Origin of the sequence: Streptomyces sp. NPDC101118 (assembly GCF_044759445.1) — a bacterium.
In the GTDB taxonomy this organism is placed as follows: Bacteria; Actinomycetota; Actinomycetes; order Streptomycetales; family Streptomycetaceae; genus Streptomyces.
On record NZ_JBIVZG010000005.1, the window covers coordinates 1 to 19,889 of the forward strand.

Here is a 19,889-nt window from a genome sequence, read left to right on the forward strand (position 1 = left end):
TCCTTTGTTCCCGTTTCCGGGCCCTCTGGGCGCTTCCTTCGTTTCCGACTCTATCAGATCTTTTCGACCCGATTTCCTCGGTGCTTTCCGGTTCCTGCGGCGTTTCCGTCGCTTTTCCCTTTCGGCGTTTCCGACTCTATCAGACTCTTTCGGGCCTGACTCCCAGTCAGCGGGTTTCGCTTCGCGGGCCGTTGGGCCCTTGAGGCGAGTGAGACAGTAGCGGATTCCCGGCCTCCGACCTAATCGGCGGCCGCGCCCTTCGGACACGGATTCCTCATTCGCAAATACGCATGAAAACGAGACGACAAAGTGCGTCGTTCGTTCGAATGGGTGCTTGCGGAATGGCTGTCCGGGGACCGACCGGAGTCGGCGCTCACGTCGGACAACTCGGAGAAGACTACGGATCGGGGAGGGCCGTGTCAACTTCCCGCCTGCGGCTCACCTTCGGCCCATGTTGCCCGCAAGCAACGGGCGTGGCCACGGATGGGCGGTGCCTGCACTCATGCCGCGCGAATGACCATAAGGGGCCGGCTCCTGAGGAGCCGGCCCACCTTCTTGACGGCCTGGCGGGGTACGGAACCGGCAGCCTCGCATCAGAACTAGGCCGTTTCTGTGCCCACGGGGCTGCGCCCGCCTCACTGCTCCAGGCCGGACGCGTCCAGCTCCGCGCCCTCGACGCTCACCTGTCAGTCCATCACTCCTGGCTCGCGCTCGTCTTCCCTCCGGTCCAGCAGCGGCTCGATGGCCTCGAACTTCCACCCGCACATCTCGGTGAGGAAGCTCCGGAGGCACTCCTGCACGGCCTGCTCGCGCCGCTGCAGGAACTCGACCGTTCGTCCCGAAGCGAGGAGAGCGGCCATGTCAGCGGTGATCGCGTGTGAGGCGAGCACGGCCTCCCATTCGCCGTCGCCGAGGTGCACCGGCTGCATGGCGACGAGGCTGTCCACCTCGTTTGCGGGGATCTTGTCTGAACTGAGAATGATCCGGTTGCCTGCAGAGAACCTGTGGCTACTGCCTACGTTCCGGGGATTGACGATGTAGCCGATCGCTGTGGCCGCAGTGTTCGATTCGCCCACGGACCTCGCCAGACGCGGCTGCTCGATACTGTCCGCCGTCAGCAGGTCTCGCGGCCCCAGGGCCCAAAGGGAGCACAGGATGATCTTGCCGGCCCCTTCGTTGGTTCGCAGGCGCGCCGCATTGGGGACGGATCGCTCTGACCTTTCGACAACGTCGATGAGGCCTTGCAGCGACTCCTCCATCGACTGCGGCGAGATCCTGTAGTTCTGCGTCCTCATCGCACCCGTGGCGCTGCCGCGGAAGATGTAGGGCCCCACCACCGAGGCGCGCCAGAACCAACGCCTCAGAGTCTCCAGGGCGTCGGGGCCGGGCTCAGGGTGGTGAGCAAAGAAGCGCGACAACACGACCAGGAGGAAGCGGTAGGGCAGCAGGTGGAAGTGTGGGACACCCGCCTTTTCCTGGACGAACGTCACGGCCCGCAGCAAGGCCTCCTCGCCCGCCTTGTACGCCGCGTCCCGGTCTTCCCGACCATCCTCGAATTCGTGGTGGATATCGCGCGTCACGTCAGGGCCGCGCCGGGCGAGGATGGCCCTCAGGATGGTGTCGTCGTCGATCGCCCCGAACTGACGCTCGATGTTGATTCCATGAGCGATCCGCTCGATCGTGAGCGTCTCGTCCTGCTTGCTCTCATCCCCCGCATAGAGGGCAGAGAACACCTCGGCGCGCTTGAGCCTCTTCCCGTAGTTGTTCATGCGGTCGAAGATGTCCTGCAGGACATCTGGACTTCCCTGCTTGACGACATAGGCGGGGATCGGGAACTGACGGAGTCGCTTGGTCACGCTGGTCGCGGCATCGAGGTGATCGGCGATCTCCGGGTACTTCGCGAACCATTTGAGGATCTGCTGAAGGTCGAAGACCACTGGCAACGGGATGATCATGGGGTCCGGAGAGGGCGGGGAGGAGATGAAGGCCCCGGTTCGCAGGTTGTACGAGAGTGCGAACCTCTGATCGGCCTGCCCCGAGGGATCCAACGCGTTCGCCAACGCCGTGATGCGCTGCTGACCATCGACCACCCACTGGGCCGCGTCCGTCGCAGGGGCATCGATGCGCAGCGCTCCCAGACTGACGCGCTGCTCAGTGGCAGGGCGCTCCCACAGGAGGAGGCTGCCCACCGGGTACCCCTTCACGATGCTGTCGAAAAGACGGCGGACGTCCTCGCGGGCCCACCTAAAACCCCGTTGGAAGTGCGGCACGCGAATCTCGCCGTTCCATGCCGCCGCGACCAGCGCCTCCACGTCGAACGTGGCCGCCGTGGGCCTCTCCTTCAGACTGGACACGCCAGCTCCCCTCAACCCCGTGAAAAACCCGCCAGAGTGACCTGCAGAACTCAGAATCGCCGCGTGCGGCCGATCAGGAGAGAGGTTTCAGGATCTTGGCGCAAAACAGCCCTTAGCTGTGTCCTTCACCCCGAGCATGCCCCCGCGACGTAACCGGCAGCCCGGGTGCGGCGAAGGGGCCGGCTCCTCGGGAGCCGGCCCCTTCGTGTGCTGCGGGTGGGTCAGACGTTGAAGCGGAACTCCACCACGTCGCCGTCCTGCATGACGTAGTCCTTGCCCTCCATGCGGGCCTTGCCCTTGGCGCGGGCCTCGGCGACCGAGCCGCACTCGACCAGGTCCGCGAAGGAGATGACCTCGGCCTTGATGAAGCCGCGCTGGAAGTCGGTGTGGATGACCCCGGCGGCCTCGGGGGCGGTGGCGCCCTTCTTGATGGTCCAGGCGCGGGTTTCCTTCGGGCCGGCCGTCAGGTAGGTCTGCAGGCCCAGGGTGTCGAAGCCGACGCGGCCCAGCGTCGCCAGGCCCGGCTCCTCCTGGCCGACGGACTGGAGGAGCTCGAGGGCCTCCTCGTCGTCCAGCTCGGCGAGGTCCGCCTCCAGCTTGGCGTTCAGGAAGATCGCCTCGGCCGGCGCGACCAGCGCGGACTGCTCGGCCTTGAAGGCGTCGTCCGTCAGCTCGTCCTCGTCGACGTTGAAGACGTAGAGGAAGGGCTTGGTGGTGAGCAGGTGCAGCTCGTGGAGGAGGTCGCCCTGCTCCGTGCCCTTGGTGATGCCCTTCGAGAAGAGGGTGTGGCCCTCTTCGAGGATCTTGCGCGCCTCGACGACCGCGGCGAGGACCGCGACCTTGTCCTTCTGGAGGCGGGACTCCTTCGTCAGGCGCGGCTCCGCCTTCTCGATGGACTGCAGGTCGGCGAGGATCAGCTCGGTGTTGATCGTCTCGATGTCGTCCTTCGGCGAGACCTTGCCGTCGACGTGCACGACGTTCTCGTCCTTGAAGGCGCGGATGACCTGGCAGATCGCGTCCGACTCGCGGATGTTCGCCAGGAACTTGTTGCCCAGGCCCTCGCCCTCGCTCGCGCCGCGGACGATGCCGGCGATGTCGACGAAGTCGACGGTGGCCGGGAGGACCTTGGCCGAGCCGAAGATGCCGGCCAGCACGGCCAGCCTCGGGTCCGGGACGCCGACGACGCCGACGTTCGGCTCGATGGTGGCGAACGGGTAGTTGGCCGCCAGCACGTCGTTCTTGGTCAGGGCGTTGAACAGGGTCGACTTGCCGACATTCGGCAGGCCGACGATTCCGATCGTGAGCGACACGTTGGCGACTTCCCGTGAGCTGGAGGGGGGTATGGACACCCGGCCCGGAGACGGGCCACCGGACAGTTTACGTTCCGATGTCCGCCGGTCGACGTGTCCAGGGGGGATACCGGGCCCCCGCCACCTAGTTTTGGGGGGTGGAGCAACACAGGACGCGATCCCCGTACCACCCTCAGCGACAGCAGGCGCGGCGTCCCTCGCCGCTGCCGCCCCAGGCCCGGCCGCGCCCCCGGCCTTCGGCGGGCCGGGCGGTGCCGCTGCTGCGCAGGCTGCCGCGGCCCCGGCTGACGGGGCTGGGCGGCGGGCTCTTCGCGTGTGCGGCGATGGCGCTGGTCGCCGGGTTCGACTGGCTGCTCTTCGACGGCTCGATGCTCGCCTACGGGCTGCTGTTCCTGCCCGTGGCCGCCGCGACCGCCCTGTGGGTGCGGCCGGCCGATCTGATCACCGCGCCCATCGCCGTGCCGATCGCCTTCGCGGCCGGGGTCTGGCCGATCTCGGGCGGCTCCGGCGGGCTCGGAGGGCAGCTGATGGGGGTGGTGACCGCCCTCGCGCTGCACGCGGGGTGGCTGTACGCCGGGACGCTGGTCGCCGCCCTGATCGTGGTGGTGCGGAAGGCGGTGCTGGTGGGGCGGCGGCGGTTGCCGCACCGGTCCGGGCGCCCGTAGGCCCGTAAGGCCCCGTGAGCCCGTGGCTCTCAGATCGCCGCCGACCGCCTGGCCGCCATCGCCGCGCCCACGATCCCCGCGTTGTTCTGGAGGGTGGCCGGCACGATCTCGGCCCTGATGCCCTCCAGGAGCGGCAGGAACTTGTCGGCCTTGCGGCTGACGCCGCCGCCGATGATGAACAGCTCGGGCGAGAACAGCATCTCCACGTGCGCCAGGTAGCGGTGCACCCGCTTGGCCCACTTCTCCCAGCTGAGTTCCTCGTCCTCCTTGGCGCGGGTGGAGGCCTTCTTCTCGGCGTCGTGGCCGTGCAGCTCCAGGTGCCCCAGCTCGGTGTTGGCCACCAGGCGCCCGTCCGTGAAGACGGCGCTGCCGATGCCCGTGCCGAGGGTGAGGAGGATGACCGTGCCCGTACGGCCGCGGCCGGCCCCGAAGGTCATCTCGGCGACGCCGGCGGCGTCCGCGTCGTTCAGGACGGTGACCGGCAGCCCGCCGAGGCGGGCGGAGAGCAGGGCGCGTGCGTCGAGGTCGACCCAGCCCTGGTCGACGTTGGCGGCCGTACGGGTGACGCCGTCGGTGACCACGCCGGGGAAGGTGACCCCGACCGGGCCGGACCAGCCGAAGTGCGAGACGACCTCGACCACGCCGTCGGCCACGCCCTCGGGGGTGGCCGGGTGCGGGGTGAGGACCTTGTGGCGCTCGCGCGCCAGGTCGCCGCGGTCCAGGTCCACGGGAGCGCCCTTGATGCCGGATCCGCCGATGTCCACGCCGAAGATCTGCATGGAATCACCGTACGGTGAGCGGCGCGCCCGTACCCGTCGGCGGCCGGCCCTCACCCGTACGGGGGGCCGGTCCGCCCGGGGCGGCCGTTACTCGCCGGCGACGAGGTCCGCGGCCTCGGCGCGCAGGTCGCGGCGGAGTTCCTTGGGCAGCGAGAAGGTGATGGACTCCTCGGCCGTCTTGACCAGCTCGACGTCCGCGTAGCCGCGGGTGGCGAGCCACTCCAGGACCTCCTCGACCAGGACCTCCGGCACGGAGGCGCCCGAGGTGAGGCCGACGGTGGTGACGCCCTCCAGCCACGCCTCGTCGATCTCGCGGGCGAAGTCGACCAGGTGGGCGGCGCGGGCTCCGGCGTCCAGGGCGACCTCGACGAGGCGGATGGAGTTCGAGGAGTTCTTCGAGCCCACGACGATCACGAGGTCGGCGTCGGCGCCCATCTTCTTGACGGCGGCCTGGCGGTTCGAGGTGGCGTAGCAGATGTCGTCGCTCGGCGGGGAGACCAGCAGCGGGAACTTGGTCTTCAGCGCGTCGACGGTCTCCATGGTCTCGTCGACGGAGAGGGTGGTCTGGGAGAGCCAGACGACCTTGGACTCGTCGCGGACGGTGACCTTCTCGACGTCGTGCGGGCCGTCGACGATGGTGATGTGGTCGGGGGCCTCGCCGGAGGTGCCGATGACCTCCTCGTGGCCCTCGTGGCCGATGAGGAGGATGTCGAAGTCCTCGTTGGCGTAGCGGATCGCTTCCTTGTGCACCTTGGTGACCAGGGGGCAGGTCGCGTCGATGGTCGCGAGCCGGCCCTCGCGGGCCTCCTCGTGGACGACCGGGGCGACGCCGTGGGCGGAGAACATCACGATGTTGCCCGGGGGCACCTCCTCCGTCCGCTCGACGAAGATCGCGCCCTTCTTCTCCAGGGTCTGCACGACGTACTTGTTGTGCACGATCTCGTGGCGCACGTAGACGGGGGCGCCGTACTGCTCGAGGGCCTTCTCGACGGCGATGACGGCACGGTCCACGCCCGCGCAGTAGCCACGAGGGGCGGCGAGCAGGACACGGCGGGAAGCGGGAGCAGTCATGCGGTCCATCGTAAGGCCGTCCCGCGGGCGCCGAAGATCGTGCCCATGCCCCAGACTGGTGGCTGAAGATCGTCTTCCGGCCGGGGTGCCCGGGGACGGGTGCGGCGGGTACGGGCGGCTCGTGGAGGGAAGCATGACGGCGGCGCAGGAACGGGACGCGGGCCGGGGCCGGCTCCGACGGAACCTGGGCTTCCGTGACCTGGTGGTCTACGGGCTGCTGTTCATCGCCCCGATGGCACCGGTCGGTGTCTTCGGCACCCTCGACGCCCGGTCGCACGGTGCGGTCGCGCTGGTCTACCTGGTCGCCACGGTGGCGATGGGGTTCACCGCTTTCAGCTACGCGCAGATGGTGCGGGTCGCGCCGCAGGCCGGGTCTGTGTTCACGTACGCCCGCAAGGGGCTGGGCGAGGGGGCCGGGCTGGTCGCCGGGTGGATGGCGATGCTCGACTACCTGCTGATCCCGGCGGTTGCGTACCTCTTCTCCGGCATCGCGATGCACGCGCTGGTGCCGGAGGTGTCCCGCTGGGTGTGGACGGCGCTGGCGGTGGTGGTGACCACGCTGCTCAACCTGTGGGGGGTACGGGTCGCCGCTCGGGTGGGCTTCGTGGTGCTGGCCATGGAGATCGCCGTCCTGCTGGTCTTCCTGGTGGCCGCCGTGTCGGTGCTGGTGCGGGACGGGGCGCAGCGCGGCTGGCTCTCGCCGCTGACCGGGGACGGGTCGCTGGGCTTCTCCGCGGGGGCGGTGCTGGGGGCGGTGTCGGTCGCTGTCCTGTCGTACCTGGGGTTCGACGCGATCGCGTCGTTCGCCGAGGAGGTGACGGGGGGCAGTGGGCGGGTGGCCCGGGCGCTGCTGTTCTGCCTGGCCCTGACGGGGGTGCTGTTCATCGCGCAGACGTACCTGGCGGCGCTGCTGGAGCCGGTGTCGTCGGCGGAGCTGGCGGCGGCTCCGGGTCGGCAGGGGGCGGCCTTCTACGACACGGTGGACGCGTCGGTGGGGTCGTGGCTGCGCGATCTGGTGGCGGTCAGCAAGGCGGTGGGGGCGGCGTTCGCGGCGCTGGCGGGGCAGGCCGCGGCGGGGCGGCTGCTGTTCGCGATGGCGCGGGAGCGGCGGCTGCCGGGTGCGCTGGCGCGTACGTCGGGCGGGGTGCCCCGGCCGGCGCTGCTGGTGGCGGCGGCGGTGACGCTGACGGCGGCGGTGTGGGCGGCCCGGCGCGACGACGGGCTGGACCACCTGGTGTCCGTGGTGGACATCGGGGCGCTGGTGGCGTTCACGCTGCTGCACGCGTCGGTGGTGGGCTGGTTCGTCGTGCGGCGCGGGGAGGGCGGCTTCAGCTGGTGGCGGCACGTGCTGGTGCCGGTGCTGGGTGCGGGGGTGACGGTGGCGGTGATCGTCGAGGCGGCGTGGACGGCGCAGCTGGTGGGCGCGGTCTGGCTGGCCGTGGGGCTGGTGGTGCTGGTGGTGCAGCGGGGGCGGCGCGGCCCGGAGGTCGGTGGCCCTGTCGGCCCCGCCCGTTAGCCTGCCTGCATGGGTCTGAATACGTCGGCCGAGGCGCCGCTGCCCGTCGGCCAGGTGTCCCGGCTCATCGGGGGCTGGATCGAGCGGCTGGGCCAGGTGTGGGTGGAGGGGCAGATCACGCAGCTCAACCGCCGTCCGGGCGCGGGGGTGGTGTTCCTGACCCTGCGCGACCCGTCGCACGACATCTCGGTGAGCGTGACCTGCTACCGCGAGGTCTTCGACGAGGTCGCCGACGTGGTGCAGGAGGGGGCGCGGGTCGTGCTCCTGGCCAAGCCGCAGTGGTACGCGGTGCGCGGCCAGCTGTCGCTGCGGGCCACGGAGATACGGCCGGTCGGCATCGGCGAGCTGCTGGCGCGGCTGGAGAAGCTCAAGCGCTCGCTGGCTGCCGAGGGGCTGTTCGCGCTGGACCGCAAGCGGCCGCTGCCGTTCCTGCCGCAGCTGATCGGGCTGGTGGTGGGCCGGGCGTCGGCGGCCGAGCGGGACGTGCTGGAGAACGCGCGGCGGCGGTGGCCGGCGGTGCGGTTCGAGGTGCGCAACGTCGCGGTGCAGGGGGTGCACGCGGTGCCGCAGGTGGTGCGGGCGGTCAAGGAGCTGGACGCGATCGACGAGGTCGACGTGATCATCGTGGCCCGCGGCGGCGGCAGCGTGGAGGACCTGCTGCCGTTCTCGGACGAGGAGGTCGTGCGCACGGTCGCGGCGGCCCGTACGCCGGTGGTGTCGGCGATCGGCCACGAGCCCGACTCGCCGCTGCTGGACCTGGTGGCGGACCTGCGCGCGTCCACCCCGACGGACGCCGCGAAGAAGGTGGTGCCGGACGTGGGCGAGGAGCTGGACCGGGTGGGCATGCTCCGCGACCGCGCGCTGCGCTCCGTACGCGCCCTGCTGGACCGGGAGGAGCGGGGGCTGGCGCACGCGCTGGCGCGGCCGGTCTTCGTGCACCCGCAGCGGATGGTCGAGGACCGGGAGGGGCAGGTCGAGGCGCTGCTGGCGCGCAGCCGCCGGACGCTGGGGCACCTGCTGGACCGGGCCGACTCGGAGCTGGCGCACACCCGGGCCCGGGTGGTGGCGCTGTCGCCGGCGGCGACCCTGGAGCGGGGGTACGCGGTGCTCCAGCGGGCCGACGGGCACGTGGTGCGGTCGCCCTCGGAGGTGGGGGCGGACGAGCCGCTGAGGGCGCGGGTCGCCGAGGGGGAGTTCACCGTGCGGGTGGCCGGGGAGCCCGGCGGGGACGGGGCCGGCAGCTGACCGGGCGGCGCCGGCGGGGTCCCGGCCGCGGCCTCGAACCGCAGCCGACGCACCGTCTCAAGTCCCTTGAATTCGACCGTAGTTATTCGTACACACGCAATCCTTCCGCCACACTACCGACCTAGGATGATCACGGATGGCCGAGACGGACACCGGCACGGAGACGGCACTGGGCTATGAGCAGGCCCGCGACGAACTGATCGAGGTGGTGCGCCGCCTGGAGGCGGGGGGCACCTCGCTGGAGGAGTCCCTGGCCCTGTGGGAGCGGGGCGAGGAGCTGGCGCAGGTCTGCCGGCACTGGCTGGAGGGGGCGCGGGCCCGGCTGGACTCCGCGCTGGCCGCGCGGGAGGGGCGTGAGGGTGGAGGTGCGGAAACCGGCGGAACGGGAGCCGGGGAATAGGAACCTGCGTGCGCAGGTTGATGCCGTTCGTTGAACTACGAACCACCAGTTAGTTGAAATTTCATCTATCTGGTCGTAGAGTCGTTCACGTCGCTTCGACCAGCACGTATGGAAGGCACCCAGATGTCCCTCGTTCTTGACCCCGCCGCCCAGGACCTCCTCTTCCGCGAGGCCCGCACCGCCAACACGTTCTCGGACGAGCCGGTGACGGACGAGCAGATCCAGGCCATCTACGACCTGGTCAAGTTCGGCCCGACGGCGTTCAACCAGACGCCGCTGCGCATCACCCTGGTCCGCTCCGCCGAGGCCCGCGAGCGCCTCGTGAAGCACATGGCCGAGGGCAACCAGCCGAAGACCGCCACCGCCCCGCTGGTCGCGATCCTCTCCGCGGACAACGAGTTCCACGACGAGCTGCCCCAGCTCCTCCCCCACTTCCCGCAGGCCAAGGACGTCTTCTTCTCCGAGCGTCCGGTCCGCGAGCAGTCCGCGCTGCTGAACGCCGCCCTGCAGGCCGCCTACTTCATCGTGGGCATCCGCGCCGCCGGCCTGGCCGCCGGCCCGATGACCGGCCTGGACTTCGGCGGCGTGCAGAAGGAGTTCCTGGACGCCGACCACACCCCGCTGATGGTCGTCAACATCGGCAAGCCGGGCGACGACGCCTGGTTCCCGCGCTCCCCGCGCCTGGCGTACGACGACGTCGTCACCACGGTCTGACGACCGACGGCCCGGGCCACCGAGCCCGGGCCTCCCCCGAAGCGACGAGAGGCCGCTCCCCGGATTTCCGGGGGCGGCCTCTTCCGCTTGTCCTGGCGGCGGGTGCCGCCGGCACGGGCGGCGGGCGTCAGCCCTTCTTCGCCTCCAGTGCCTGCGCCATCGCGGCGAGCCGGTCGACGGGGGCCGTGCCGGTCACCACCGTGGTGTGGCCCTGCTCCTCGCGCACCAGGGCGTTGTACTTCGCGCCCTCCCACACCTGCCAGGTCGCGCTGCCCAGGGCGCGGGTCGCGTCGGTCTTCTCCGCCCGCTGCGTCACCCGCGGCACGTACTTCCGCGGCTCCTCGGTCGACTGCTCGACGGCCACGTACTGGCCGTCGGGGTCGAGGAAGCCCAGGTGCCAGGAGTTGGCGTTCCTGCGCTCGTACGTCACCGAGGTCGCGCGCCAGTCCGCCGACAGCCCCTGGGGCGCCGCCACCGGGTACGGCGCCGCGCGCCGGGCCGTGATCAGCTCCACCCGGTAGTCCACCACCCTGGTCGGGTCGGCGTCCTCGTCATGCGGGATGAACACGTAGATGAGGGCCACGACGGCGCCGATCACCGCCAGCGACCGCACCATGTCCCAGATGGTCTGCTTGCCTTTCATACCTGCCACGCGACCATCGTCCCCCATCCACTGGAGCGATCATCGGCAGGGTGGGGCAAAGAGAAGGGGCAAAGCGGGCACATACCAAGCGGATACCGATATGCCGCTCATACGTGCCCCCCTCTGCTCAATCTATCGGCCTAACGATAGAGTCGCAGGACCCTCTTCTCTTTCCGGCCGTCGTCGTACAGAAAGGTGCGCTCCGATGACCGAGCACAACTTGCCGCCCCAGCTCGAGGTCTCCCCCGAGGCCCCCGACCGCAACCTGGCCCTGGAGCTCGTCCGGGTCACCGAGGCCGCAGCCATGGCCGCCGGCCGATGGGTCGGTCGCGGCGACAAGATCGGCGCGGACGGCGCGGCGGTCCGCGCCATGCGCACCCTCGTCTCCACCGTCTCGATGAACGGCGTCGTCGTCATCGGTGAGGGTGAGAAGGACGAGGCCCCGATGCTGTTCAACGGCGAGCGGGTCGGCGACGGCACCGGCGCCGAGGTCGACATCGCCGTCGACCCGATCGACGGTACGACGCTCAACGCCAAGGGCATGCCCAACGCCATCGCCGTACTGGCCGCCGCCGACCGCGGCACCATGTTCGACCCGTCCGCGGTGTTCTACATGGAGAAGCTCGTCACCGGCCCCGAGGCCGCCGACTTCGTCGACATCAACGCCCCCGTCTCGGTCAACATCCGCCGCGTGGCCAAGGCCAAGAGCATGGCCGTCGAGGACATCACGGTCGTCATCCTGGACCGCCCCCGCCACGAGGGCATCGTCAAGGAGATCCGCGAGACCGGCGCCCGGATCAAGTTCATCTCCGACGGCGACGTGGCCGGCTCGATCATGGCCGCCCGCGAGGGCACCGGCGTCGACCTGCTGATGGGCATCGGCGGCACGCCCGAGGGCATCATCTCGGCCTGCGCCATAAAGTGCCTGGGCGGCACGATCCAGGGCAAGCTGTGGCCCAAGGACGAGGCGGAGCGCCAGAAGGCCCTCGACGCCGGCCACGACCTCGGCCGCGTCCTGCACACCGGCGACCTCGTCTCCGGCGACAACGTCTTCTTCGTCGCGACCGGCATCACGGACGGCGAGCTGCTCCGCGGCGTGCACTACCGCTCCGAGACCGCCACCACGTCCTCGCTGGTGATGCGCTCGAAGTCGGGCACGATCCGGCAGATCGACTCCACCCACCGCCTGTCGAAGCTGCGCGCGTACAGCGCCATCGACTTCGACCGCGCGCAGTAGCGGTACACCCCGGCAGCGCCGGGGCGGCACGGCAAGGGGCGGTCCCTGTGCGGGGGACCGCCCCTTTGCCATGCCCGCGGTACGCGCGTCGTGCGTGCCCGCGTACGTACGTCAGCCCGCGGCCGCGATCGGTCCGGCGCCCGGCGCCTGGCGCAGCTCGGCCGCCCGGCGGCGCCGCCTGGCCAGCACCACGCGGCGCTCGGCGGCGGTCAGGCCGCCCCACACGCCGTACGGCTCGGGCTGGAGCAGCGCGTGCTCACGGCAGGCGACCATCACGGGACACCGGGCGCAGACCCGCTTCGCGGCCTCCTCCCGGGACAGCCGGGCGGCCGTCGGCTCCTTGGAGGGCGCGAAGAAGAGTCCCGCCTCGTCCCGGCGGCAGACCGCCTCCGAGTGCCATGGGCCGTCCTCTTCCCTGGCTGGCACCCGCGGGGCCGGAACCGACGGCGCTGCGGCTACCTGCAGGGACTGATGCGGCGGTTGAAGCACGGTCTACTCCTGACGACGGATTCGCGAGCGAGAGACGATGCGACAGTCCCTACCCGCTGTGCGTGCCCCTAAGCACTGCGTGCCGCCGTGGCGCCCGTTATCCGGCACGAAGTGACCGGAATTCGCCGGTCCTCCGCAGGTCAGGTGTCCAGGCGCTTCCGCAGCCGGCCGGCCAGGTCGACGAGCCGGTGCCCGCGCCTGGGCTTGGCCTCGATGTTGCCGAGCAGCGCGAACCCGCGGACGATCACGACCGGGGCCCCCGGGTCCGTCCCCTCGTGGTCCGCGACCTCGAAGTTCCCGAGGACGCCGCTGCCGTGCCCGCGCAGCGTCACGTTCTCCGGGACCTTGATCTCGACGCTGCCGAGCACCGCCGTCGCGCTGATCTCGATGACCTGCTGCTCGAAGACGGCCTCGGAGAGGTCGATCGTCACGTCGCCCATGACGCTGATCGCGCGGGTACGGGCGCCGGGCCGCCAGCGGCCCTTGCGGGTGGCGCCCGAGCACACCGCGAACAGCGTCTCCGGCTGACCGCCGTAGGGCGGCGCCGGGGCGTAGTGCGGGACGGCGGCGGGGGCCTGGGCCTGGGCGTGCGGGCCGGGGAGGTCGCGTACCAGCGCCTCCAGCTCGCCGACGGTCTTGCGCGCGTAGAGCGCGTCGAGGCGCTCGGAGTGCTCCTCGGCGGTCAGGCGGCCCTCGGCGAGCGCGTCGGCGAGGACGTGGGCGATGCGGTCGCGGTCGGCGTCCGAGGCCCGGATCGCGGCGGCCGGGTCGGCGGGTGCGGCGGCGGGGTGCTTTTCGAGGTCCACCGACCCAGCATAGCGAGACGCGATAGATCGCGATACTGCCGAGTGAGCCTTACCTCACATACAGGACTCCCGGAGGAGGTCCTACGCTGGTCTACTGCGCTGCCAACGGACGTCAGCGCATCTGCCGAGTGAGGAATGGCCGCGGTAAAGATGCCAGAGTTTGCGTACACCGATCTGCTCCCCCTGGGAGAGGACAACACGCCCTACCGACTGGTGACCTCCGAGGGTGTCTCCACCTTCGAGGCCGACGGCCGTACGTTCCTCAAGGTCGAGCCGGAGGCGCTGCGCCTGCTGGCCGCCGAGGCGATCCACGACATCCAGCACTACCTGCGCCCGGAGCACCTCGCGCAGCTGCGCCGCATCATCGACGACCCCGAGGCGTCGTCGAACGACAAGTTCGTGGCGCTCGACCTGCTGAAGAACGCGAACATCGCGGCCGCGGGCGTGCTGCCGATGTGCCAGGACACCGGCACGGCGATCGTGATGGGCAAGCGCGGCCAGAACGTCCTGACGCAGGGCGGCGACGAGGAGGCCCTCTCGCGCGGCATCTACGACGCCTACACCAAGCTCAACCTGCGGTACTCGCAGATGGCCCCGCTGACCATGTGGGACGAGAAGAACACCGGCTCGAACCTGCCCGCGCAGATCGAGCTGTTCGCGACCGACGGCGGCGCGTACAAGTTCCTCTTCATGGCCAAGGGCGGCGGCTCGGCCAACAAGTCGTTCCTGTACCAGGAGACCAAGGCCGTCCTCAACGAGGCGTCCATGATGAAGTTCCTGGAGGAGAAGATCCGTTCGCTGGGTACCGCGGCCTGCCCGCCGTACCACCTGGCCATCGTGGTCGGCGGCACCTCGGCCGAGCACGCGCTGAAGACGGCGAAGCTGGCGTCGGCGCACTACCTGGACGAACTGCCCCGCGAGGGCTCGGTGCTGGGCCACGGCTTCCGCGACGAGGCGCTGGAGCAGCAGGTCTTCGAGCTGACGCAGAAGATCGGGATCGGCGCCCAGTTCGGCGGCAAGTACTTCTGCCACGACGTGCGCGTGGTGCGCCTGCCGCGGCACGGCGCCTCGCTGCCGGTGGCCATCGCCGTCTCCTGCTCGGCGGACCGCCAGGCGGTCGCCAAGATCACGGCGGAGGGCGTCTTCCTGGAGCAGCTGGAGAAGGACCCGGCGCGCTTCCTGCCGGACACCACCGAAGCGCACCTGGACACGTCCGGTGACGTGGTCCAGATCGACCTGACCCGGCCGATGGACGACATCCTCGCCGAGCTGACCAAGCACCCGGTGAAGACCCGGCTGTCCCTGACCGGCCCGCTGGTCGTCGCGCGCGACATCGCGCACGCGAAGATCAAGGAGCTGCTGGACTCCGGCGCGGAGATGCCGCAGTACCTGAAGGACCACCCGGTCTACTACGCGGGCCCGGCGAAGACCCCCGAGGGTTACGCGTCCGGCTCCTTCGGCCCGACCACGGCCGGCCGGATGGACTCGTACGTCGCCCAGTTCCAGGCGGCGGGCGGCTCGAAGGTCATGCTGGCCAAGGGCAACCGCTCGCAGCAGGTGACGGACGCGTGCGGCACGCACGGCGGCTTCTACCTGGGCTCCATCGGCGGCCCTGCGGCGCGGCTGGCCCAGGACTGCATCAAGAAGGTCGAGGTCCTGGAGTACGAGGAGCTCGGCATGGAGGCCGTCTGGAAGATCGAGGTCGAGGACTTCCCGGCCTTCATCGTGGTCGACGACAAGGGCAACGACTTCTTCCAGAACCCCGCCCCGGAGCCGACGTTCACCCACATCCCGGTCCGCGGTCCCGGTCTGGGCTGAGCCGTGCCGCGGTCGTGGGGCCCCGGGCGGGGTCCCACGGCCGGTGGTGGGCGGTGAGCGGTCGGCCGCCCGCCGTCAGCGGAAGAAGTGCAGCTCCATCTTCTGGTACCCGTCGCCCCCGTCGGAGAAGCGGATGTAGCCGCGGGCGTCCTTGAAGTCCCCGGTGCCGCCGGTGATGGCGCCGTCGAAGGACGGCAGGGCCTCGTCGTCGGGGTTGACCGACACCAGCGCCTGGACGGCGAGCTGGCCGCCGGGGCCGCCGTTGAGGGTGAGCGTGCCGATGCACTGCATGTCGCTGGGGTTGTTGCCCGACCCGGCGCGTACGACGGTGCAGCTGACGCCGTCCCGGCCGATGGTCGAGCCGCCCTTCTCGCGGTAGAGGTCGTCGGCGAAGGCGAAGCTCTGGCCGACCTCGGGTTCCTCGTTGCCGGGGCTCTCGCCGCCGCTCGGAACCTCCTTGGCGTAGATCGTGAAGTCGGCCACGGCGGCGGATGCCGGCGCCGGGAAGCCGAGGGCGACGGCGGCGGCCACGCAGGCCCCGAGCGTGCCGAGTCTCCTGTAGCTGCGGGACATGTACTGCCTCCTGGGCGTCAGGCTTACCCCGTCCGGCCCCCGAGCCTCCTTCATTGTCCGCCGCACCCCGCGCCCGCGCCCGGTGAGCCTTCCGGGGCCCCTCGCGGCCCCCGGAAAGCACAACGCCCGGCCGGTGGGTCGCCGGCCGGGGCTGTGGGGGGTGCGGAGTGTGACGGGTGGCGGTTACGCGAAGCGCTGCGCGGCGGATCCGTTGCAGGGCTGGAGCTTCACCTGGTCCTTGGGGGCGGCCAGGGTGAGGCACATCGACGGGGCCGCCACGGGGCGGTAGGTGGACCCGTCGCGGGTGAACTTCTGGTTGGCGCCGCCGTGGCAGTTCCACAGGACGAGCGGCGTGCCGGCCGCGTAGTTGGCGCCCGTGACGTCGAGGCAGCGGTCGTGGGTGAGCTCGACGTGCACCGATTTGCGGGCCGCGTCGTACCACCAGCCCTGGTTGCGGCCGCCGTGGCAGTCCCAGCCGATGGCCTTGGTGCCGTTGGCGCTCGCGCCGCCGTTGGCGTCCAGGCAGGTGCCGGTGGCCTCGTTCTTCAGCGGCCTGAAGGCGTCGTCCCAGGCCACCGGCTGCAGGACGGGGGTGCCGGTGGAGCCCGGGTCGGCGCAGCTCGCCTCGCGCAGCCCGGAGTCGTAGAGCTGGGTCAGGCAGGACGCGAACGCGCCGTGACCCCGGTGGTTCGGGTGGAAGGACTGGCGGGCGGTGTTCTCGTCCCACGGGAAGTGGTCGCCGAGGTCCAGGTAGAGGCCGCGGGCCCAGGCGTCCTCCATGCAGACCTCGTGGCCGTGGAAGAGGCGGGAGTTGTCGAGGTAGACCGCGCCCGACGCCCTGGCCGCCGCCCGCATGCCCTTCTCGAACGTCGGCACGGCGTAGTTGCGGCCCCAGGTGGCGTCGGAGTCGTAGCCGGCGCAGCCGCCGGGCAGCTTGCCGGGGAAGTTCGGGTTGTCGTAGAAGTCGGGGCCGATCGGGCTCGGGTAGCCCATGACCACGAGCTTGTAGTCGGCGTCCGCGTACCCCGCGTCCCGCATGACCGTGCGGAGGTCGGCGACCGTGGCCTCGACCTTGGGGCGGAGGCCGTCGACCCTGGCCTGCCAGCCGGGGGCGTACTTCGGCTCGCAGGTGCCCTGGCTGAGCACCCACCGCGTGACGCAGTCGGTCATGACCGGGCCGAACTGCAGGTCGTCGTTGGCGCCGGCGACGAGCAGGACCATCTTGATGCGGGTGTTGCGGGCCTTGATCGCGAGGCTGTCGCTCTGGACGAGTTCGTCGGCGTACTGCTTGGAGCCGCCGATGCGGATGTTGCCGGTGTACGCGCCGGAGCAGGCCACGTTGAAGGTGAGGTCCGCGGCGATGCCGGTGCGGTGGATGGCGGTGTCGGGCGAGCGGTGGCACTGGTTGGACGAGGTGTTCGTCGCGGGGTCGTAGTTGCCGACGCCCTCGCCGGAGATCTCGCTGTCCCCGAGCGAGATCAGTCCCGTCTTGCGGTCGGCCATCGGGCGGATGGCCGGGTCGCCGTAGATGCGGGTGGCCTCCGCGGCGCGGACGGCCTCCAGTTCGGGCGAGAGGGGTGTGACGGCTGAGGCGGGAGTGGCCGCCTGGGCCGTCGGGGTGATGGCCGACACGCCGCCGAGAGCGGCCGCGAACGCCGCGAACGCGGCGAAGGTAGATCTGATTCTGGGTGTGGTACGCGCCATGGAACGCCTCCCCGGTGTCAGTGTTACCCACGGTATTTACTGGCCAGTAGGGGACTTGGGAATACTTCGAACAAGACAATTGCTCAACTTTTCTGGGAGGCAACGAACATGACTGACGATCAGCACACCGACGACCACCGGATCGAGCACGACTCGATGGGAGAGGTACGGGTCCCCGCGCAGGCCAAGTGGCGTGCGCAGACCCAGCGGGCGGTGGAGAACTTCCCCGTCTCCGGACAGCGGCTCGAAGCCCGGCACATCGCCGCGCTGGCCCGCGTGAAGGCCGCCGCGGCCGCGGTCAACGCCCGTCTGGGGGTGCTGGATCAGGACATGGCGGACGCCATCGCCGCGGCCGCCGAGGAGGTCGCGGAGGGCCGCTGGGACGACCAGTTCCCGGTGGACGTGTTCCAGACGGGCTCGGGCACCTCGTCCAACATGAACGCCAACGAGGTGATCGCCACCCTCGCCGCCGAGCGCCTGGGCCGGCCGGTCCACCCCAACGACCACGTCAACGCCTCGCAGAGCTCCAACGACGTCTTCCCGTCGAGCATCCACATCGCCGCCACCGCCGCGGTCACCAACGACCTGGTCCCGGCCCTGGCCCACCTCGCCGAGGCCCTGGAGCGGAAGTCCGCCGAGTTCGCCGAGGTCGTGAAGTCCGGCCGCACCCACCTGATGGACGCCACCCCGGTCACCCTGGGCCAGGAGTTCGGCGGGTACGCCGCCCAGGTCCGGTACGGGATCGAGCGCCTGCGCACCTCGCTCCCCCGGCTCGCCGAACTCCCCCTCGGCGGCACGGCCGTGGGCACCGGCATCAACACCCCGCCCGGGTTCTCCGCGGCCGTGATCGCCGAGGTCGCCGCCGCCACCGGCCTCCCCCTGACCGAGGCCCGGGACCACTTCGAGGCCCAGGGCGCCCGGGACGCGCTCGTCGAGACCTCGGGACAACTGCGGACGATCGCCGTATCGCTCACCAAAATCGCCAACGATCTGCGCTGGATGTCCTCGGGACCGCGCACCGGACTGGCCGAAATCAATCTGCCCGACCTCCAGCCGGGTTCCTCGATCATGCCCGGCAAGGTCAACCCGGTCGTGCCCGAGGCGGTGCTCATGGTCGCCGCACAGGTCACCGGCAACGACACGGCCGTGGCCGTGGCGGGCGCGGCCGGCAACTTCGAGCTCAACGTGATGCTGCCGGTGATGGCGAAGAACCTGCTGGAGTCGGTCCGGCTGCTCGGCAACGCCGCCCGCCTGCTGGCCGACCGCACCGTCGACGGGATCACCGCCAACGTCGAGCGGGCCCGCGAGTACGCCGAGTCCTCTCCCTCGGTCGTCACGCCGCTCAACAAGTACATCGGCTACGAGGAGGCCGCCAAGGTCGCCAAGCGGTCGCTCGCGGAACGCAAGACCATCCGTGAGGTCGTGCTCGAATCCGGCTACGTGGACCGGGGCGACCTCACTCTCGAACAGCTCGACGAGGCCCTCGACGTCCTGCGCATGACCCGCCCCTGACCGCGCCCCGCCCCGGCCCCGACCCTGGCCCCGACCAGGGCCGGACCCGGGCCGGAGCAGGATGCGGACCCCGGCGCGGCCCCGGACGAGCCGGTTCCGCGGGCCGCCGGAGCACCGTCGAAATCCAGCCGATTTACGTCCGTGACCTGCACCGCAGCGGTCCCGGTGCGCCCGCCCCTAAGATCTGCGCATGACAGGTACGGCAGGCACCGCGCACGGCGCGCCCGAGGAAGCGCACTGGGCACCCGGGGACCACATCCTCTGGCGCTACCGCGACAACGCCCCCGGCCTGAAGGGGCACGTCCACATCTGCCGCCCCGTGACCGTGGTGCAGGACACCGCCGACCTCCTCGCGGTCTGGATGGCCCCGGGCACCGAGTGCGTCAAGCCGGTGCTCGCCGACGGCTCCCCCGTCCACGAGGAGCCGCTCGCCACCCGCTACACCGCGCCCCGCACCACCGTCCGCTCGAAGTGGTGGGGCGCCGGCGTGCTGAAGCTGGCCCGGCCCGGCGACCCCTGGTCGGTCTGGCTGTTCTGGGACCACGACTGGGAGTTCAAGAGCTGGTACGTGAACCTCGAGGAGCCCCGGGTCCGCTGGTCCGGCGGCGTCGACTCCGAGGACCACTTCCTGGACATCTCCGTCTACCCGGACCACAGCTGGAAGTGGCGGGACGAGGACGAGTTCGCCCAGGCCCAGCGGTCCGGCCTGATGGGCCCCGCCCAGGCGGCCCGGGTACGGGACGCGGGACGCGCGGCGGTCGACGTGATCACGGCGTGGGGGCGGCCGTTCTCCGACCGCTGGCAGGACTGGCGGCCCGATCCGGGCTGGGCCGTCCCGGCCCTTCCCGAGGACTGGGACCGGACCCCGGCGCATATGACCTCATGAGACCCTTGATGCGCCCCCGGGGTTCAAACGTAGGATCGTCCTCCGCAAGGCTGCACTTCCGTAATTCTCATACTGTGCGCAGGACTTGACCAGGAGTCACCGAACCGAGCGAGAGGTAACGAGCGGGGAGCGGGTTTGACGGGCGACGGTGCCCGTGCCGCTGAGCG

18 protein-coding genes are annotated in these 19,889 nt (G+C 70.7%); 9 read left to right on the forward strand and 9 right to left on the reverse strand.

Annotated features, from left to right (window positions below; translation table 11 throughout):
* Positions 1-686 precede the first annotated feature (686 nt).
* A complete protein-coding gene (locus ACIQUQ_RS11075) occupies positions 687-2,354 on the reverse strand; it encodes a DUF262 domain-containing protein (protein ID WP_403973876.1) in 1,668 nt (555 codons plus the stop codon).
* A gap of 221 nt (positions 2,355-2,575) precedes the next feature.
* Complete coding sequence (ychF, locus tag ACIQUQ_RS11080) at positions 2,576-3,664, reverse strand: redox-regulated ATPase YchF (protein ID WP_403662729.1); 1,089 nt, start codon at positions 3,662-3,664, stop codon at positions 2,576-2,578.
* Positions 3,665-3,801: 137 nt separating this feature from the next.
* Between ychF and ACIQUQ_RS11085 the strand changes: the two genes are divergently transcribed.
* Positions 3,802-4,329, forward strand: a complete 528-nt coding sequence (locus ACIQUQ_RS11085) for a DUF6542 domain-containing protein (RefSeq protein ID WP_403973878.1) — start codon at positions 3,802-3,804, stop codon at positions 4,327-4,329.
* Between the two features lie 29 nt (positions 4,330-4,358).
* Here ACIQUQ_RS11085 and ppgK read toward each other — a convergent pair whose 3' ends face one another.
* Entirely contained in the window at positions 4,359-5,108 is a 750-nt protein-coding gene (gene ppgK / locus ACIQUQ_RS11090) for a polyphosphate--glucose phosphotransferase (RefSeq protein WP_403973881.1), read from the reverse strand.
* A gap of 87 nt (positions 5,109-5,195) precedes the next feature.
* Positions 5,196-6,188, reverse strand: coding sequence for a 4-hydroxy-3-methylbut-2-enyl diphosphate reductase (locus ACIQUQ_RS11095; protein WP_403973883.1), 993 nt, complete (start codon positions 6,186-6,188; stop codon positions 5,196-5,198).
* Between the two features lie 124 nt (positions 6,189-6,312).
* On the opposite strand from ACIQUQ_RS11095, the gene ACIQUQ_RS11100 reads away from it, so the two are divergent.
* From ACIQUQ_RS11100 to ACIQUQ_RS11115, 4 genes are all read left to right on the forward strand, one after another.
* Entirely contained in the window at positions 6,313-7,695 is a 1,383-nt protein-coding gene (locus tag ACIQUQ_RS11100) for an APC family permease (protein WP_403973885.1), read from the forward strand.
* Positions 7,696-7,704: 9 nt separating this feature from the next.
* The gene (xseA, locus tag ACIQUQ_RS11105; RefSeq protein ID WP_403973887.1) at positions 7,705-8,940 is read left to right on the forward strand and encodes an exodeoxyribonuclease VII large subunit; all 1,236 of its coding nucleotides are present in this window, start codon (positions 7,705-7,707) and stop codon (positions 8,938-8,940) included.
* A gap of 136 nt (positions 8,941-9,076) precedes the next feature.
* Entirely contained in the window at positions 9,077-9,340 is a 264-nt protein-coding gene (locus tag ACIQUQ_RS11110; RefSeq protein WP_403973889.1) for an exodeoxyribonuclease VII small subunit, read from the forward strand.
* A gap of 123 nt (positions 9,341-9,463) precedes the next feature.
* Positions 9,464-10,054, forward strand: coding sequence for a malonic semialdehyde reductase (locus ACIQUQ_RS11115; RefSeq protein WP_403973891.1), 591 nt, complete (start codon positions 9,464-9,466; stop codon positions 10,052-10,054).
* A 127-nt stretch (positions 10,055-10,181) separates the two neighbouring features.
* Here ACIQUQ_RS11115 and ACIQUQ_RS11120 read toward each other — a convergent pair whose 3' ends face one another.
* A complete protein-coding gene (locus tag ACIQUQ_RS11120) occupies positions 10,182-10,697 on the reverse strand; it encodes a DUF4245 domain-containing protein (RefSeq protein ID WP_403974506.1) in 516 nt (171 codons plus the stop codon).
* Between the two features lie 205 nt (positions 10,698-10,902).
* Here ACIQUQ_RS11120 and glpX point away from each other — a divergent pair, with 205 nt between their 5' ends.
* On the forward strand, positions 10,903-11,934 hold the full coding sequence (gene glpX / locus ACIQUQ_RS11125) for a class II fructose-bisphosphatase (protein WP_399954567.1): 1,032 nt from the start codon (positions 10,903-10,905) through the stop codon (positions 11,932-11,934).
* Between the two features lie 111 nt (positions 11,935-12,045).
* Here glpX and ACIQUQ_RS11130 read toward each other — a convergent pair whose 3' ends face one another.
* Both ACIQUQ_RS11130 and ACIQUQ_RS11135 read right to left on the reverse strand, forming a co-directional pair.
* Positions 12,046-12,423 (reverse strand): WhiB family transcriptional regulator, encoded by a 378-nt coding sequence (locus ACIQUQ_RS11130; protein ID WP_399954565.1) that lies wholly within the window; start codon positions 12,421-12,423, stop codon positions 12,046-12,048.
* Positions 12,424-12,563: 140 nt separating this feature from the next.
* Positions 12,564-13,229: a DUF1707 domain-containing protein gene (locus ACIQUQ_RS11135; RefSeq protein ID WP_403973893.1), complete on the reverse strand. Its 666-nt coding sequence runs from the start codon at positions 13,227-13,229 to the stop codon at positions 12,564-12,566.
* Between the two features lie 150 nt (positions 13,230-13,379).
* Between ACIQUQ_RS11135 and ACIQUQ_RS11140 the strand changes: the two genes are divergently transcribed.
* Positions 13,380-15,047 (forward strand): fumarate hydratase, encoded by a 1,668-nt coding sequence (locus tag ACIQUQ_RS11140; protein WP_403973896.1) that lies wholly within the window; start codon positions 13,380-13,382, stop codon positions 15,045-15,047.
* 75 nt (positions 15,048-15,122) lie between these two features.
* Here ACIQUQ_RS11140 and ACIQUQ_RS11145 read toward each other — a convergent pair whose 3' ends face one another.
* On the reverse strand, positions 15,123-15,620 hold the full coding sequence (locus tag ACIQUQ_RS11145; protein ID WP_403973899.1) for a hypothetical protein: 498 nt from the start codon (positions 15,618-15,620) through the stop codon (positions 15,123-15,125).
* A gap of 183 nt (positions 15,621-15,803) precedes the next feature.
* Positions 15,804-17,324: a ricin-type beta-trefoil lectin domain protein gene (locus ACIQUQ_RS11150; protein WP_403973901.1), complete on the reverse strand. Its 1,521-nt coding sequence runs from the start codon at positions 17,322-17,324 to the stop codon at positions 15,804-15,806.
* A 108-nt stretch (positions 17,325-17,432) separates the two neighbouring features.
* Between ACIQUQ_RS11150 and ACIQUQ_RS11155 the strand changes: the two genes are divergently transcribed.
* Together ACIQUQ_RS11155 and ACIQUQ_RS11160 are read left to right on the forward strand one after the other, a co-directional pair.
* Positions 17,433-18,836: a class II fumarate hydratase gene (locus ACIQUQ_RS11155; protein ID WP_403973904.1), complete on the forward strand. Its 1,404-nt coding sequence runs from the start codon at positions 17,433-17,435 to the stop codon at positions 18,834-18,836.
* A 190-nt stretch (positions 18,837-19,026) separates the two neighbouring features.
* Complete coding sequence (locus ACIQUQ_RS11160) at positions 19,027-19,722, forward strand: DUF402 domain-containing protein (RefSeq protein ID WP_403973906.1); 696 nt, start codon at positions 19,027-19,029, stop codon at positions 19,720-19,722.
* Positions 19,723-19,889: the final 167 nt, after the last annotated feature.